Here is a 14,973-nt window from a genome sequence, read left to right as displayed (position 1 = left end):
TTTTATAGTCATAATCCGAGCATCTCACGCGCTTGCTGCCAGGTGGCCACCGGGCGCTGATACTTTTCGCAAAGGGCTACGGTGCGCTCGACCAAGGCCGCGTTGGAGGGCGCCAAGGTGTCACTATCCAAGCGCACGTTATCTTCGAGCCCGGTACGCGTATGGCCGCCAGCCGCAATCGACCACTCGTTGAGTAGGTATTGGTTGGCTCCAATGCCCGCACCGCACCACTGCGCATCCGGCGCCAGCCGCTTGAGCGTCTCGATGTAGAAATCGAAGGTGGGCTTGTCCGCTGGCATCGCATTTTTCACGCCCATGACAAACTGCACATAGAGCGGCGTCTTTAGCTTGCCTTGCTGGGAAAGACTCACTGCCTGGTGGATATGCGACAGGTCGAACGCTTCGATTTCTGGCTTGACGCCGTACTTGAGCATCTCATCGGCCAGCCACTCCACCAGTTGGGGCGGATTCTCGTAGACACGGTTGGGAAAGTTATTGGAACCCACCGAGAGGCTGGCCATATCAGGCTTCAGCGGGAGCATCCCACCCCGGGCTTCTCCTGCCCCGGAACGCCCGCCGGTGGAGAGCTGAATAATCATTCCCGGGCAGTGCTTTTTGAGCCCTTCCATCAGGCGGCCAAACTTTTCTGGGTCAGATGAGGGGGTTTGGTCATCGTTGCGCACATGGCAGTGGGCAATGGTCGCCCCTGCTTCGAACGCTGCCTGGGTACTCTCAACCTGCTCCTCGACCGTAATCGGTACGGCTGGGTTGTTCTCTTTGCGTGGCAGGCTGCCGGTAATGGCGACACAGATAATACAGGGCTGGGACATGGGAGCCTCTTTGTTCTTACTGCGAACATTAATTTGCATAACGAACACCTTATGCCGTCTATCTGGAAACGTCAAATCGGCAGGGCGACCAACGACATTGAGCGTCACGGGTTAGAAAGAGACATCGAAGACCAACGGTACGATGGTGTAGAGCGCCACCATGATCACCAGCAGGCTGATGACATTGAGCCAGACACCTGCTCGAATCATGCTTTGGATAGGCAGATCTCCCGTGGCGAACGCCACGGCATTGGAAGGCGTTGCGACCGGCAGCATGAAGGCACAGCTCACGGCAAAGGTGACCACGATGGTCATCAGGAAGGGTTCGATACCCAGCCCCACGGCAATCGATCCCATGATCGGGAAGAAGGCCGCCGCCGTCGCCGTGTTACTGGTGAGTTCGGTCAATAGAATGATGACGATAGCCGTGATGGCGAGAATCAGGATCGGCGGTAACCCCGATAATCCCGAGACGCTTTCGCCCACCCAGGCACTCAAGCCAGTGGCGGTGAACTGGGCTGAGAGTGTTAGGCCACCGCCAAACAAAATCAGGACTCCCCAGGGCACGTCGCGGGTGGCCGACCAATCCAGCAATGCCCCTTTTCCCTTAGAAGCGGGAATCACGAACATTAGAATCGCCGCGAGGATCGCCACACTGGTGTCGTTGATATTGGAGAGCCAGGGTAAGACGTTCTGCACCGACGAGATTCGCGCTATCAAGGGTAAACATACCCAGCAGAACACGGCCCCGCCAAACACCATCAGTACGCGCGCCTCTTCAGGCGATAGGCGACCCATCCTTTCGAGCTCCGACGCGATCATCGCTCGACCACCCTGAATGTTCTCGACTTCCGAGCGGAACACCAGCTTGTTCAGAACGAACCAAGCCAGCACTAGCATGGTGAATGAGAATGGCACTCCCACCAGCATCCAGTGGCCAAACCCGATACTCAGCCCGTGGGTATCTGCCATGTAGGCGCGCATTAGCGCCATCGGCGGCTGGCCAATCAGAGTGGCCATGGAGCCGATGGTGATGGCGTAGGCAATCCCCAGTAAAACAGCGGCGGAGAACTTGGGCGTGTCATCACCGTTACCCAGTGACGCCACCAGCGCGATGATCGAGCCGCCGATGGGTACCATAATGACGGCGGTGGCGGTATTGCTCACCCACATGGTGATGAACCAGCTAGCGAACATCAAACCGAAGACGATTTGCGCAGGCTTGGTTCCCACGGTGAGCACCGTCAGTAGCGCAAAGCGGCGATGTAAATTCCAGCGCTGCGTTGCCAAGCCCAGCAGTACGCCACCCAAGACGAGAAAGACGATGCTGTGGGCATAGGGCGCAGCGGTCACACCGACCGACGCAATATCGAAAAAGGGGAACAGTACGAGCGGAAGCAGCGATGTCGCCGGAATGGGAATCGCCTCTGTCATCCACCAGGTGGCCATCAGCATTGCAATGCCAGCGACGAGACGCGCATTGAAGGCCAGCGTTTCGGGCAAAAGGAAGAAAACTCCCAAACTTACTAGAACGCCCAGAACAAGAGACATCGGCTTGAAAGCCGAGGCTTCAGTAGAGAGCGCTGGCTCAACGGCCCCAGTGGAGTGCGACATGGCAATGACCTGCATCGGAATAGACATAACGTGCAAATCAGTGTCACGACGGACGCGCAATGCCGCCAATACCTCTCAGGTTGATGTGCATACCCGGACAAACCGCACCGCCCAAGCACACACCCTCCCTACATAACAGAAACGATGAATTGAGCTTTCAGGGGCTATGCACTCCCCGTCTTTTTGGGAGAAGACTGCCAACGCCTCGTCTCCTTGCTCATCCGTGCGACGTATGGCTTACGACTAATGGATTTCACGATTAGTCTTTATTGCCGAGCAAGGGCCATTGACGTATCAACGCGCTCATTTTTGGTACAGGTTGAGGCAATAAAGGCCCAACTGAGTGGTAAAAAGTCCTAACGAGGCACCAGGAATTGAGTACAAAGAGCACACAACGTGCTACGCTCTACCTATGAAAACGATCACATGGAACCCAGAGAAGAACAAACTTCTCCGAGTGGAAAGAGATATCTCGTTTGAGGATGTGGTTTTTCACATCTCGATCGGAGGTATCCTAGATACGTTTGAGCATCCGAATCAGGAGCGGTATCCGGGTCAACAAATCCATGTGATTGAGATAGAGGAGTATGCATACCTCGTACCCTTCGTGGAGTCAGAGGATGAGGTTTTTCTGAAAACGATCATCCCGAGCCGGAAGGCGACCAAAACCTATTTGGGAGGTCCGAAATGAGCAGGTTGGATAAAGAAGAGCTGGAAATCCTGGATGCTTTTGAAGCAGATGAAATGCAGCGCGCACCAGATGTAAAGGATAGGAAAGCGCGGCATCAACAGTACGCCGACGCTATGTTCAAAAAAGATGCCCGTATCAACATCAGGCTTTCTTCCAAGGATCTCAGGGGGCTCCAGAAGAAGGCGCTGGCCGAAGGTATTCCCTATCAAACACTGGTTGCCAGTATCCTTCACAAGTATGTGGAAGGTCGCTTACATGAGGATCGGTAGCTAATACACTGTTGCGGCGCCTATTACGTAGCGCCTTAGGTTTCATTACATGGGGCACATGCTACAAGGGCTGCATGGGATTATCTAAATAATCGCTCATAAGCGAAGCCAGCCAAACAAAAATGGCCTGCGAGAAATCGCAGGCCATTTTTTCAATTTGGCGCGCCCGGCAGGAATTGAACCTGCGACCTTCGGCTTCGGAGGCCGACACTCTATCCAACTGAGCTACGGGCGCTTTGGGTGCGTATCGTACCCGTGTGGGCGGGCCGTGTCTAGCGGCGGGGCGGTTTTAGGCCGACTTGTGATTGACCGTTTTCCCTGCGGTGGTGCATGCTCTTGGGGCACTTTTGCACCTCTTAACCCCCTTGGTCATATTGGGAACATAATAAATGAAAACATTTGCACGTAGTACGCTGGCACTGGGCATCTCACTGGCGCTGGTCGGCGCCGCGAACGCCAACGACTTTGCGGATATGGACCCGGTCACGCTGCGCCTGGCCCACGTGGTCAACGAGCAGGATGGCTTCCATATCGCGGCCACCAAGTTCGAAGAGCTGGTGGAAGAGCGCACCGATGGCAAGGTGAATATCGAGATCTTCCCCAATGCCTCGCTGGGCGATGAGCGCACGCTGCTGGAAGGCATGCAGATCGGCACCGTGGACATGGGCGTGATCACCAACGGGCCGGTGGCCAACTTTGTCGAAGAGATGGCGGTCTTCGAACTGCCGTTCCTGTTCCCCTCCCCGGAAGCCGCCTATAGCGTGCTGGATGGTCCCATCGGCCAGGAGCTGTTGGATAAGCTGGCGGACGTGAACCTGAAAGGCTTGGCTTACGCCGAACGCGGTTTCCGTAACCTGACCAACAGCGAACGCGCCGTTAACTCGCCGGAAGACTTGGACGGACTGCGCATCCGCGTGATGGAAAACCCGGTCTACACCGACACCTTCCGCGAGCTGGGGGCCAATGCGATCCCGATGGCGTGGACCGAAGCGCTCACCGCCATGCAGCAGGGCACCATCGACGGCCAGGAGAACCCGGTGAACGTGATCCACTCGTTCAACCTGGATGAAACCCAGAACTACATGACGCTCTCGCGCCACACCTACGCACCGGCGATCTTCGTGATGGGCATGCCCGCCTGGAACCAGCTCCCCGAGGCTGCCCAAGCAGTATTGGAAGAAGCCGCCCAGGAAGCTGCCGAGCACGAGCGCCAGGTGAACGCAGAGATGGAAGCGGAGCAGTTGCAGGCGCTGCGCGACGCGGGCATGGAGATCAACGACACGCCGGACATGGAAGCCTTTCAGTCCGCCGTTGCGCCGGTATACGAGAAGTACGGCGAGCAGTTCGGTGACTACCTGCCGCGTATCCAGGAGGCGCTGCAACAGTGATGTCGTTTGCACAGCCTCTGTTGACGCTGCTGCAACGCATTGAACGCGGGCTGGATGCCATCATCCAGCCCGTGGTGTTTGCGGGCATGGCGGCGTTGATCGGTGTGATCACGCTACAGATCGTTTCGCGGGTGCTGTTCAGCGCCGTGGGTTGGACCGAAGAGGTCGCGCGGTTTCTACTGGTGTGGATCACCTTTCTCGCGGGCACGCTGGCGTTTCAGCGCGGGCGACATATCGCGGTCAGCTTCGCGGTGGATGCCTTGCCCCTCCCGATGCGCAAGCTGGCCAGGCTGGCGGCGTTGGCGATTGTGGTGGCGTTCATGATCACGCTGATCGTCATCGGCTACCGCTACATGCAGGTGCAGAGCTTCCAGAAATCCGCTTCGCTACGGCTCTCGATGACCTATGTCTACGCCGTGATGCCGGTCTGCGCGGCGATCATGGCGTGGTATGCGCTGGTCGATATGGTCGAGCTGCTGGTGAACGGCGAGCTGCCCCCGTCCCAGGAGGCGTCGTTATGACCCTGCTGCTGTTCGGGCTGTTCTTTCTGTTCATGCTGCTAGGCGTGCCGATTGCCTTTGCGATTGGCGCCAGCACGCTCTACGCGCTGTATCAATCCGGCGTGCCGCTGATGGTGGTCACTCAGCAGATGTTCCAGGGCATCAACTCGTTCGCCTTGGTGGCCATTCCGATGTTCATTCTGGCTGGGGATTTAATGGCCCAGGGCAAAGTCAGCGAGCGTCTGGTGAGCTTTGCCGATTCGCTGGTGGGCTTCATGCGCGGCGGCTTGTCGGTGGTCTCCGTCATGGCGGGCATGTTCTTCGCGGCCATTTCCGGCTCCGGCGCGGCCACCACGGCGGCGGTGGGCTCAAGCCTGGTGCCGGAGCTCAAACGCAAAGGCTACGACCCCGCCTCGGCGGCCAGCCTGATTGCCGCCAGCGGTACCATTGGCGTGGTGATACCCCCGTCGGTGCCGATGATCATCTACGCAGTCATCGCCCAGCAGTCGGTTTCCGAACTGTTCTTGAACGGCTTTTTGCCGGGGCTGGCGATGGGCGTGGCCCTCATGGCCATCGCCATTACCCAGGCGTACAAACGCCAGTACCCGAAAGGGACCCCGCTGTCGCTGGCCACCATGTGGCACACGTTCAAGGCCGCGAGTTGGGGCTTGATGACCCCGGTGATCATTCTAGGGGGCATCTTTTCGGGAATTTTCACGCCGTCGGAAGCCGCCGTGGTGGCGGTGAACTACGCCCTGCTGGTGTCGCTCTTCGTGTATCGCGACTTGACCCTGCCCCAGGTGTACAAGCTGTTGATTCGCTCGGCGATGACCACGGCGGTGATCATGCTAGTGATCGCCATGTCAGCGGTGCTGAGCTGGACGCTCTCTAGCTGGCAGGTGCCCGGCGCGATTGCCCAAGCGGTGCTGTCGCTCTCCACCAACCCTTACGTGATCATGCTACTGATCGTGGGAATCATTCTGCTCACTGGAGTGTTCATCGAAACGGCCAGTGCCTTGATCATCCTCACCCCGGTACTGCTGCCGCTGGTGCTGCAGCTGGGCATCGACCCGATCCACTTCGGGCTGATCATTGTGGTGGGGCTATCGATTGGCATGATTACCCCACCCGTGGCGATCAACTTGTACGTGGCGTCGTCCGTCACCCAACTGCCGCTAGAGCGTATTACCCGCGCTATTATCCCCTACCTGCTAGGGCTAATTGGCGTGCTGCTACTGGTAGTTTACGTGCCCATACTGCTGGGCTGGTCGGGCTGACAGTCACGCTCCCTGCCATCGCTGGCAGGGAGCGTTCATTCTGCTAAGTTGCGCCCCGGCGTGCCTGCATCAAATGCCAGCACGTTCTCAAACGCATCGCCAAAGTAGAGCTCGTAGCTGTCTTTCTCTACATAACCCAGGTGCGGCGTGGCCAGGAAGTTGGGCAGCGCCAGCAGTGTATGCTCTATCACTGGCTCTTCATCAAACACGTCCACAGCGGCCATGCCGGGGCGGCCCGCTTTCAACGCGGCTTCCAAAGCGCCCGCCTCCACTAACGGCGCGCGGCTGGTATTCACCAGCACCGCCGTGGGCTTCATGCTGGCTAAATTCGCGGCCGTCACGATGCCGCGAGTTTCCGGGTTCAAGCGCAGGTTCAGGCTCAGCACGTCGCTACGCTGGAAGAAATCCTCTTGCGAGGCCGCGACCTCAAGCCCTGCCGCAGCGGCCCGCTGGCGAGTGCCTTCGCGGCCCCATACCAGTACGTTCATTTCAAACGCTTGGCCGTAGCGGGCCACTAACTGGCCTATTTTTCCATAGCCAAATACGCCTAGCGTGCGCCCTTTCAGGCCGGTGCCCAGGGTGCGCTGCCAGCGGCCTGCCTTGAGGTTTTCCACCTCTTCAGGAATGCGCCGCATGGCAGAGAGCACCAGCCCCCAGGTGAGCTCGGCCGCCGCATAGGGCGAGCCGGTGCCTGCCAGTACCACCACGCCGTGCTCGCGGCAGGCGGCCATGTCCACATGCGCCGCGCCGCCGCCGGTTTGGCTGATCAGCTTGAGCTTGGGCAGCCGCGCCAGCAAAGACGCGGTGATCGGCGTGCGCTCCCGAATCAGCACCAGTGCATCGGCGTCTTGAAAGCGCTCAACCAACTCGTCTTCATCGCTCACGGTGTCGGTGTAAATCGTGACGTGGTGCCCCGCCAGCTTGGCGAAGGCGTCTAAGTCACGAACACAATCCTGGTAATCATCGGGGATGACAATGTGCATTAAAGCGGCTCCTTGCTCGGTGAGCGCGCTAAAGGGCGGCCCCCTTTAGCAGCGTGGCTGAAATACCGCTGCCAGACGAAGATCCCGGCGATCACGGCAATGCCCACCACGTCCGTAATGGCTTGGCCGTTAATCAGCATTAACGCGGCAAACAGCAGCAGGCCGCGCTCTACCCAGGAACAGGGGCGGGCAAAGTAGCCTATCGTAGAGGCCGCCAAGGCAATAATACCCAGCACGCCCGAGGCCACCGCCATGGCGATTTCCAACTTGGTGCCCTGCCCGAGCAGCGGCGGATGATAGACAAACATAAACGGAATCAGGAAGCCGCCCAAGGAAATTTTCGTCGCCGTCAGTGCGGTGCGGAACCAGTGGGAGCCCGCAATCGCGCCGCCAATATAGGCCGCCAGCGCCACGGGAGGCGTTACTCCCGAAAGGATCGCAAAGTAGAGAATAAACAGGTGGGCAGAAAGACTGGGCAAACCTGCCTCAACAAACGCCGCTGCCACCACCGATGCCGCCAGCATGTACGCCGCTACAGTAGGTAAGCCCATTCCCAGAATAATCGCCACCACCATCGCCAGTAGCAGCGTGACCATCACATCACCACCGCTCACCATCAGAATCAGCGAGGATACTTTTAGGCCCAGTCCCGTGATACTGATTACCGCCGCGATTATCGCCACGCTGCCGATAATCACCGCAATCATCGCAGCGGTCATTGCCCCTGCTTCAAGCGCTGCCGGTAGTGTTTTCACCCGCTCCCAGAGCGTGCCTTGACTGCGCGGCGACACCAAGTACAGCACCATCGCGGTAAAGTACGCAGCCACCGCCGCAGTGGTCGGCGTGTAACGCAGAACCAGCATGGTAATCAGCACCACCAGCGGCAGCAGCAGGGTTTCGACATTGAAGAGCCCCTCGCGCAGCGTCGGGCGCTGGTCTTTCGGGATCGGGTTTAACCCCAGGCGTTTGGCTTCAAAGTGAACGCTCATCCAAATGGCAAGGTAGAACAGCAGCGCAGGTATCAGCGCGGCGCTGATGATATCCAGGTAACTTGTGGAGATAACATCGGCCATGACAAACGCCGCGGCGCCCATAATGGGCGGCAGAATTTGCCCTCCGGTTGAGGCAGAGGCCTCGGTGGCCGCAGCAAAGCGTGCGCTGTAGCCGTTTTTCTTCATCAACGGAATGGTAAAGACGCCCGTGGTAGCAACGTTGGCGGCGGTACTGCCGCTAATGCTGCCAAACATGGCGCTACACAGCGTGGCGGCTTTAGCAGGGCCGCCCGCCATACCGCCCGTCGCGGCATTGGAGAGGCGCATAAAGGTGTCGCCACCGCCAGTGGTCACCAGCAGCGCGCCAAACATGATAAACACTACAATCACGGTAGACGAGGTACGCATTAGGCTGCCGAAAATACCGGTCGGCCCTAAATAGAAGGTAGCGACGAGATCATCCCAACGGAAACCGCCGTGCCCCCAAACGCCGGGCAGGTGCTGCCCAAAGGCCGCATACGCCAGGGCAATCAGCACCAGAATAGGAAACGCTAAGCCAATCGCTCGGCGGCAGGCTTCCAGCAGCAGTAGAATCGCGCTAACGCCAAACACTAGGTCTAGCGTGGTGGGCATTAAGTAGCCCAACTGATAAATGATGCGGTCGAAGTGATAAACGTAATAGGTGCTGATCACCACGCTTAATAGAATCGGGATGACATCGAACCACGGAATGCGCTGGGTATCCCGCACTCGGCAATGGTAAGCAAGGAAAATCAACGGCAGTGCAAACAGCAAATGCACCGCATTTTGGGTGTTCACCGGCCCAGTGACGGCGGTATAGAGGTGAAAAATGGCCATTGCCACCGCTGCCGTGCGGGCCACCATAAACCAGAAGCCGGTAAGCTGCCGCTTGCCTGCATCCTCCTGGTATTTTTCAACAACTGACTCTTTTGCGGTTTCCATGAGGGAACTCCCGCGCCGCCTATCAAGGGGAGACTAGGCAGCGCGTCAGGCTAATAGCAAACTACCCCGCCGATCACATCGGCGGGGCGCACGGGCGGGTTACTGCGCTTCAGGCGGAATAATGTCGGCGGGGATCTCCAGCCCTAATTCCTGGTAGTAGCGCAGCGCGCCGGCATGCAGCGGGAAAGTCGCAGTATCGATCACGGTTTGGGGGTCGACACTGCCCGCGGGTTTGAAGGAGGCGGCCACTTGGTCGTGGTTTTCCCAGTAGGCTTTGGTGAGTTCATACACGGTGTCGGCGTCTAGGTCGGTGGTGGCCGCAATGCCCATGTAAATGCCCAGCGACTGCGCTTCACTCATGCCGGTGTAGGTGTCGGCCGGCACGATGGTGGGCGACAGGAAGGGCAGCTCAGTGGTCACCGTCGATACTTGCTCATCGGTTAGTGACAGCAGCTGTAGCGGCCGCGAGGAGTGCACTTCGGTGAACAGCGGAATGGGCGGTACGCCGTTATAGCTAAAGCCCACTAAACGACCATCGGTGACCCCTTCCGCCGCATCGTTGACGCGCATGCGCTGGAAATCGGGCTCGATGCCTAGGATGCCGAACACCTGCTCGGTGATGTACTCGCCACCCCCGCCGATGCTGCTGGGGTTGAAGCGCTCTCCGTTGAGGTCTTCGAAGGTCTCGAGGCCACTGTCCTGACGAACGGCCCAGTGCATAGTCGAAGGCGCAATCCAGTACACCAAGCGCACATCGGGGTTGGGCGTATCGGCAAAGCGGCCTTCTCCGTTGTACTGTTCGTAGCCCACTAACGCCTCGGTGAAGGCCAGATCCAGTTCACCGTTGGTGAGGCGTATGGCGTTTTCGCGGGTGCCGCCGGTTTCCCGCACGGTAATTTCGTAGGGCGTGTTGGCGCTGATCACCCGTGCGCCTTCAGAAATACCAAAGAACCAACCCGTGCCCGTCGGCACCGAACCCATGTTCAGTGCGGTTTGCGCCTGGGCAGTGGCGGCAGTGAGAGCGCTTACAGCTAGAATTGAAGCGGGAAGCAAGTGGCGTAGTGTTAATTTAGTCATTGTTTTTCCTCAACGCGTCGGGAAGCATGTTGTGATGTTGTGTGCTGTGGGAGGCCCTAACTGCACCTCTCCCGATAACCGAGTAAGCAAGGGGAGTTCGCTTAGCGGTGTCTAAAGTGATAACGCCAAACCATAGCACTGTATATTGGTCATTGATGAACCTGCCTTCTCCAATCGCGAAAGCAGAGTCGTTTACCCCAGGCTATCGCGCTGAAGAAGCATCGCTGGCGGCCTGAATAAAATGCTCCACCAGCACCCGTGCCGCCATGGAAAGGCGGTCTAAATCTTTGACATAAATGCTCAACTTACGCCGCGCCCAGTCGTCTTGTATCGACAGCACATTCACATTGAGCCCATCCACGTACTGACGAATCGCCCCACGGGGCAGCACCAGCACTAGATCATCCACGTGGTAGAAAGCTGCCGCGCCAAGTCGAGGAAGTCTTCTGCAACGAAATCAAAGCGGGGGTCGATACTTAAATCCGGCGTGGCATCTGGCCCAAACTCCAGCGGGCGCTTCACAAAGGCGGTGCGCATGCCTTCCCGGTGAGCGGCCTGCAGATCATCTTGATGGGCGGCCACCATCAATATTTGCGACGGCTTTAGGCCGAGGAGATTGGCGGCCATGTGGTACACCTCCGGGTCGCGCTTGTAGTGTCCTGCAAGCTCTGAGGAGAGCACGCAGTCCCAGGGAAGCCCGGCGTGGCGCGCCATATTCACCAGCAGCGAGACGTTGCCATTGGAGAGTGTCGCTAAGATAAATCGCTGTTTTAACTGCAATAGGCCTTCCACGCTGTCTGACCAGGGCGTTAAGCGGTGCCACACGCGGTTCAGGTGCGCTTTTTCATCCTCATCTAGCTGGTCGGCAATACCAAAGGCAATCAGTAGCTGGTCAAGGGTCATGCGGTGCAAGTCATCCAGCTTGGTCCAGGGCAGCTCCCCCTGGCGCACACGGTTCATCGCAGGGGCATAGCCTGCCCGCCACTCGTCGGCAAACCTTGCCCAATCGACGTTCAGCCCTTTGGCCTGGTTCAGCTGTTCGCCTTCGCGAATAACGCTGCTGCGCCAGTCTACTACCGTGCCAAACACATCAAAGGTGAGCGCTTTTATTTCGTGGGCGATGCCTGTTGTCATGGGGTCTCTCCTGTTGGGCCTGAGGGGGTTAGCAAGTGGTCGACCAAGTGGCGGGATACCACGGGCAGCGCCGCGTAGTGGCGCATACCAATCACCAGTTCGCGGGTGGCCCACTCGTCAGCGAGCGGAATCATGCGTAGTTTGAGGTCGTTAAGGTCACGGTACAGCGTGCGCTGGGGCAGCACACCGATGCCCATACCGTAATGAATCATGCGACAAATAGCGTCGAAACTGCGCACTTGAATGCGCATGCGCAGGGTTCGGCCCGCCTGGCTTGCCTGCTCGTGAAGCAGGGATTGCAGCGAGGCATCCTGCTGTAAACCGACAAAGTCGTACTCGGCTGCCTGATGCAGATAGAGCTTGTCATGCACTGCCAGCGGGTGATCTTGCGGCGTGACCAATACCAACTGGTCGCGCCGGTAGGGGCGTACTTCTAAATCATCGGCGGCAACGTGGCTGGCAAAGATGCCGATATCTGCCACGCCATCGCGCACAGCGGTGATCGCTTCGCTGCTGGTGCGCTCCTGCAAATCGATTTTGATTTGCGGGTACTCGATGGCAAAGGCGCTTAAATCTTGCGGCAAAAACGCAATAATGGCCGAGGTATTGGAGTGAATGCGCACATGCCCTCGAACCCCTTCGCCATACTCACTGAGCTCCGCCTGTAGCCGCGCCACATCTTCCAGAATGCGCCGGGCATGGTGCAAAAAAGCGCGGCCCGCTGGGGTTAGCTCTACGCCGCGCGGCCGCCGATACAAAAGCTCGGTGCCCACCAGTGTTTCTAAATCGCTCACCCGCTTGCTCACCGCTGCCAGCGCCAAATGCTCACGCTCGGCAGCGGCAGTTAAACGCCCTTCATCGGCAATCGCCACAAACAGTTTCAGCGTTACAAAATCAAATCGCAGCATCACGTTTACCACGTTGTTATTAAATGGGCCGCATTGGTCGCCGGTTGTAGGGTTCGTCGCTGGCGAACGCCTGGTTCCTGATTGCCTAATTGTGATGCTCAGCAGGCTCACAGATGCTTAACCGACAACAAGACATTAAGACTCGCTACTTCAGCACGCGCTTGGCTGCTAAGCGTTACCAGGAGCTTTTATTATGACCACCCGCCAGCTTCCCCTCGATGGCCTTAAAGTCGTAGAGCTTGGCCAGCTCATCGCCGGGCCGTTCGCCACCAAACTGTTGGGCGAATTTGGCGCCGACGTGATCAAAATCGAGCCGCCCGGCACCGGCGACCCCCTTCGCAAATGGCGTATTCTCGAAGAGGGCACATCGCTGTGGTGGCATGTGCAAAGCCGTACCAAGCGCTCGGTCACGCTGGATCTGCGCAGCGAAGAGGGGCAAGAGATGGTGCGCCGCTTGGCCGCCGAGGCCGATGTCATCGTCGAAAACTTTCGCCCGGGCACGCTAGAAGGTTGGGGGCTGGGGTATGAGACCCTCTCCACGATCAATCCTAAACTGATTATGGTGCGCGTATCCGGTTTTGGCCAAACCGGCCCCTACCGCAACAAGCCAGGCTTTGGGGTCATTGGTGAAGCCATGGGCGGGCTACGCTACTTGACCGGCCACCCCGGTGAGCCTTCGGTGCGGGTGGGGGTCAGCATCGGCGACTCGCTCTCGGCGCTCTACGCGGTGATCGGCACCCTGTTGGCCCTGCAGGAGCGTCAGCGCAGCGGCCTGGGGCAAGAGATCGATGTCGCCCTGTATGAATCCGTATTCGCCATGATGGAGAGCCTACTGCCGGAGTTTGATGCCACCGGCCACGTGCGCGAGCCAAGCGGCAGCGCGCTGCCGGGCATCACGCCCTCAAACGCTTACCGCACCCGCGAAGGCGAGTACGTGTTGATTGCCGGTAACGGCGATAGCATCTTCAAGCGCTTAATGGGCGTGATTGGCCGGGAGGATTTAGCCAACCACCCCGCCATGGCCCACAACGATGGCCGCAGCCAACACGCCAGTGAGATCGACGCGGCCATCGAAGCCTGGACCCAAACCCGCCACCGGGACGATATTCTTAGCGCTTTAGATGATGCCCGCGTACCGGCAGGTTACCCCTACACCGCCGCCGATATTGCCAACGACCCCCACTACCTCGCCCGCGAGATGATTCAAACCGTTACCCGCCCCGATGGCCGCCCGCTCAAAGTGCCGGGCGTGCTGCCTAAACTGAGCGCCACCCCCGGCAGGCTGGGGCAAGGCGGGCCAAAGCTGGGCACGCACACCGATGACGTGCTCGAGGAGCTGGGCATTGATGCCGCCACGCGGGACAAGCTGCGTCAGGCAGGCATTATTTAAGTGGAGAACCCCATGACGACGTTACAAATTAACGAAGTAGCACCACGCGATGGCTTTCAGAGCGAGGAGCGCTTTATCCCCACCGAGCAGAAAATCGCGCTGATTGATGCGTTAACCGCCACCGGCATTGCCCGTATCGAAGCGACCTCGTTTGTCTCTCCCAAAGCCATTCCCAACCTGCGCGACGCCGCCGATGTGGTGAATGCTATTCAGCGCCGCGAAGGTGTGGACGTCACGGTGCTGGTACCCAACCTAAAAGGTGCCGAGCGGGCGCTGGCCTGCGGCGTGGATGAGATCAATCTGGTGATGTCGGCCAGCAACGCCCACGGCCGCGCAAACCTTCGCATGACGCCGGAGGAGTCGCTGACACAGTTTGCCGCCATTATTCAGGCGGTGCGCGGTAGCGGTGTCTTCATCAATGCCTCGCTCTCCACCGCCTTTGGCTGCCCGTTTGAAGGGCAGGTACCGGAGGCGCGCGTGTTCACTCTTATTGAGCAGCAACTGGCGCTGGGGGTGGAAGGCATCACGCTGTGCGATACCACCGGCGTGGCGAACCCCGCCCAGGTAGCGGCACTGTGCCGCCAAGTGCTGGAACGCTTTCCCGGCGTGCCGTTTACGCTTCACTTCCACAATACCCGAGGCATGGGCTTGGCAAATGCCCTAGCGGCTTGGCAAGCGGGCATTACTCGGTTTGATGCTTCGCTAGGTGGCTTAGGCGGCTGCCCGTTTGCCCCCGGTGCCACGGGAAATGTATGCACCGAAGACTTAGTGCATATGTTCGAGCAGATGGGCGTTGCCACCGGCGTGAACTTGCCCGCTCTACTGGATATTTCCGCCACTCTGCCCGAGCTGATCGGCCATGAGACGCCGGGGCAAGTGGTGAAAGCGGGCAGTGCTGATCGCTGTTACCCCATTCCCTGACCGCGTTTCTTCCTTGCATCCCTGCATAATTGATAA

14 protein-coding genes and 1 tRNA gene are annotated in these 14,973 nt (G+C 58.7%); 6 read left to right on the top strand and 9 right to left on the bottom strand.

Features of this window, described 5'->3' with window-relative positions; translation table 11 throughout:
- Positions 1 to 8 precede the first annotated feature (8 nt).
- Positions 9 to 830, bottom strand: coding sequence for a 3-keto-5-aminohexanoate cleavage protein (locus NH344_RS03305; RefSeq protein WP_044630242.1), 822 nt, complete (start codon positions 828 to 830; stop codon positions 9 to 11).
- A gap of 111 nt (positions 831 to 941) precedes the next feature.
- Positions 942 to 2,471 carry a DASS family sodium-coupled anion symporter gene (locus NH344_RS03300; protein WP_240312654.1) on the bottom strand — a complete coding sequence of 510 codons (1,530 nt, stop codon included), beginning with the start codon at positions 2,469 to 2,471 and terminating at the stop codon, positions 942 to 944.
- A gap of 660 nt (positions 2,472 to 3,131) precedes the next feature.
- Between NH344_RS03300 and NH344_RS03295 the strand changes: the two genes are divergently transcribed.
- Entirely contained in the window at positions 3,132 to 3,404 is a 273-nt protein-coding gene (locus tag NH344_RS03295) for an antitoxin (protein WP_044630232.1), read from the top strand.
- A 158-nt stretch (positions 3,405 to 3,562) separates the two neighbouring features.
- Here NH344_RS03295 and NH344_RS03290 read toward each other — a convergent pair.
- A tRNA-Arg gene (locus NH344_RS03290) sits at positions 3,563 to 3,639 on the bottom strand.
- Positions 3,640 to 3,793: 154 nt separating this feature from the next.
- On the opposite strand from NH344_RS03290, the gene NH344_RS03285 reads away from it, so the two are divergent.
- Genes NH344_RS03285 through NH344_RS03275 form a run of 3 tightly spaced genes read left to right on the top strand, consistent with a single transcriptional unit; the run spans position 3,794 to position 6,569 of the window.
- Entirely contained in the window at positions 3,794 to 4,792 is a 999-nt protein-coding gene (locus NH344_RS03285) for a TRAP transporter substrate-binding protein (RefSeq protein WP_044630231.1), read from the top strand.
- The gene (locus tag NH344_RS03280; protein ID WP_044630230.1) at positions 4,792 to 5,313 is read left to right on the top strand and encodes a TRAP transporter small permease; all 522 of its coding nucleotides are present in this window, start codon (positions 4,792 to 4,794) and stop codon (positions 5,311 to 5,313) included. The genes NH344_RS03285 and NH344_RS03280 overlap by 1 nt, the downstream gene beginning before the upstream one ends.
- Positions 5,310 to 6,569, top strand: a complete 1,260-nt coding sequence (locus NH344_RS03275; RefSeq protein WP_044630229.1) for a TRAP transporter large permease — start codon at positions 5,310 to 5,312, stop codon at positions 6,567 to 6,569. The genes NH344_RS03280 and NH344_RS03275 overlap by 4 nt, the downstream gene beginning before the upstream one ends.
- A gap of 35 nt (positions 6,570 to 6,604) precedes the next feature.
- On the opposite strand, the gene NH344_RS03270 is transcribed toward NH344_RS03275, so the two are convergent.
- The 6 genes from NH344_RS03270 to NH344_RS03245 all read right to left on the bottom strand — a co-directional run bounded on the left by NH344_RS03270 (position 6,605) and on the right by NH344_RS03245 (position 12,626).
- Entirely contained in the window at positions 6,605 to 7,552 is a 948-nt protein-coding gene (locus NH344_RS03270; protein ID WP_044630228.1) for a D-2-hydroxyacid dehydrogenase family protein, read from the bottom strand.
- Entirely contained in the window at positions 7,552 to 9,507 is a 1,956-nt protein-coding gene (locus NH344_RS03265) for a TRAP transporter fused permease subunit (protein WP_044630227.1), read from the bottom strand. The genes NH344_RS03270 and NH344_RS03265 overlap by 1 nt, the downstream gene beginning before the upstream one ends.
- A 99-nt stretch (positions 9,508 to 9,606) precedes the next feature.
- Entirely contained in the window at positions 9,607 to 10,584 is a 978-nt protein-coding gene (locus tag NH344_RS03260; RefSeq protein ID WP_044630226.1) for a TAXI family TRAP transporter solute-binding subunit, read from the bottom strand.
- Between the two features lie 202 nt (positions 10,585 to 10,786).
- Entirely contained in the window at positions 10,787 to 10,981 is a 195-nt protein-coding gene (locus NH344_RS03255) for a hypothetical protein (protein WP_044630225.1), read from the bottom strand.
- Positions 10,981 to 11,718 carry a haloacid dehalogenase type II gene (locus NH344_RS03250; protein ID WP_044630224.1) on the bottom strand — a complete coding sequence of 246 codons (738 nt, stop codon included), beginning with the start codon at positions 11,716 to 11,718 and terminating at the stop codon, positions 10,981 to 10,983. The genes NH344_RS03255 and NH344_RS03250 overlap by 1 nt, the downstream gene beginning before the upstream one ends.
- Positions 11,715 to 12,626 (bottom strand): LysR family transcriptional regulator, encoded by a 912-nt coding sequence (locus NH344_RS03245; protein WP_044630223.1) that lies wholly within the window; start codon positions 12,624 to 12,626, stop codon positions 11,715 to 11,717. The genes NH344_RS03250 and NH344_RS03245 overlap by 4 nt, the downstream gene beginning before the upstream one ends.
- 193 nt (positions 12,627 to 12,819) lie before the next feature.
- On the opposite strand from NH344_RS03245, the gene NH344_RS03240 reads away from it, so the two are divergent.
- Positions 12,820 to 14,016 carry a CoA transferase gene (locus NH344_RS03240; RefSeq protein ID WP_253027530.1) on the top strand — a complete coding sequence of 399 codons (1,197 nt, stop codon included), beginning with the start codon at positions 12,820 to 12,822 and terminating at the stop codon, positions 14,014 to 14,016.
- Between the two features lie 12 nt (positions 14,017 to 14,028).
- Positions 14,029 to 14,937 carry a hydroxymethylglutaryl-CoA lyase gene (locus NH344_RS03235; RefSeq protein ID WP_044630221.1) on the top strand — a complete coding sequence of 303 codons (909 nt, stop codon included), beginning with the start codon at positions 14,029 to 14,031 and terminating at the stop codon, positions 14,935 to 14,937.
- The last annotated feature ends 36 nt before the right edge of the window (positions 14,938 to 14,973 follow it).

Origin of the sequence: Halomonas sp. Ps84H-12, from assembly GCF_024124725.1 — a bacterium.
Classification (GTDB): Bacteria; Pseudomonadota; Gammaproteobacteria; order Pseudomonadales; family Halomonadaceae; genus Vreelandella; species Vreelandella aquamarina.
Note: the sequence above shows the minus strand (reverse complement) of the source record. Positions and strands in the feature narration are given on the sequence as shown.

Excerpts from the sequence above, each read along its gene's own strand:
- NH344_RS03305 (WP_044630242.1), bottom strand. The coding sequence starts at position 830 with ATGTCCCAGCCCTGTATTATCTGTGTCGCCATTACCGGCAGCCTGCCA.
- NH344_RS03240 (WP_253027530.1), top strand. The coding sequence starts at position 12,820 with ATGACCACCCGCCAGCTTCCCCTCGATGGCCTTAAAGTCGTAGAGCTT.
- NH344_RS03285 (WP_044630231.1), top strand. The coding sequence starts at position 3,794 with ATGAAAACATTTGCACGTAGTACGCTGGCACTGGGCATCTCACTGGCG.
- NH344_RS03275 (WP_044630229.1), top strand. The coding sequence starts at position 5,310 with ATGACCCTGCTGCTGTTCGGGCTGTTCTTTCTGTTCATGCTGCTAGGC.
- NH344_RS03245 (WP_044630223.1), bottom strand. The coding sequence starts at position 12,626 with ATGCTGCGATTTGATTTTGTAACGCTGAAACTGTTTGTGGCGATTGCC.
- NH344_RS03270 (WP_044630228.1), bottom strand. The coding sequence starts at position 7,552 with ATGCACATTGTCATCCCCGATGATTACCAGGATTGTGTTCGTGACTTA.
- NH344_RS03280 (WP_044630230.1), top strand. The coding sequence starts at position 4,792 with ATGTCGTTTGCACAGCCTCTGTTGACGCTGCTGCAACGCATTGAACGC.
- NH344_RS03260 (WP_044630226.1), bottom strand. The coding sequence starts at position 10,584 with ATGACTAAATTAACACTACGCCACTTGCTTCCCGCTTCAATTCTAGCT.
- NH344_RS03250 (WP_044630224.1), bottom strand. The coding sequence starts at position 11,718 with ATGACAACAGGCATCGCCCACGAAATAAAAGCGCTCACCTTTGATGTG.
- NH344_RS03235 (WP_044630221.1), top strand. The coding sequence starts at position 14,029 with ATGACGACGTTACAAATTAACGAAGTAGCACCACGCGATGGCTTTCAG.
- NH344_RS03265 (WP_044630227.1), bottom strand. The coding sequence starts at position 9,507 with ATGGAAACCGCAAAAGAGTCAGTTGTTGAAAAATACCAGGAGGATGCA.
- NH344_RS03295 (WP_044630232.1), top strand. The coding sequence starts at position 3,132 with ATGAGCAGGTTGGATAAAGAAGAGCTGGAAATCCTGGATGCTTTTGAA.
- NH344_RS03300 (WP_240312654.1), bottom strand. The coding sequence starts at position 2,471 with ATGTCTATTCCGATGCAGGTCATTGCCATGTCGCACTCCACTGGGGCC.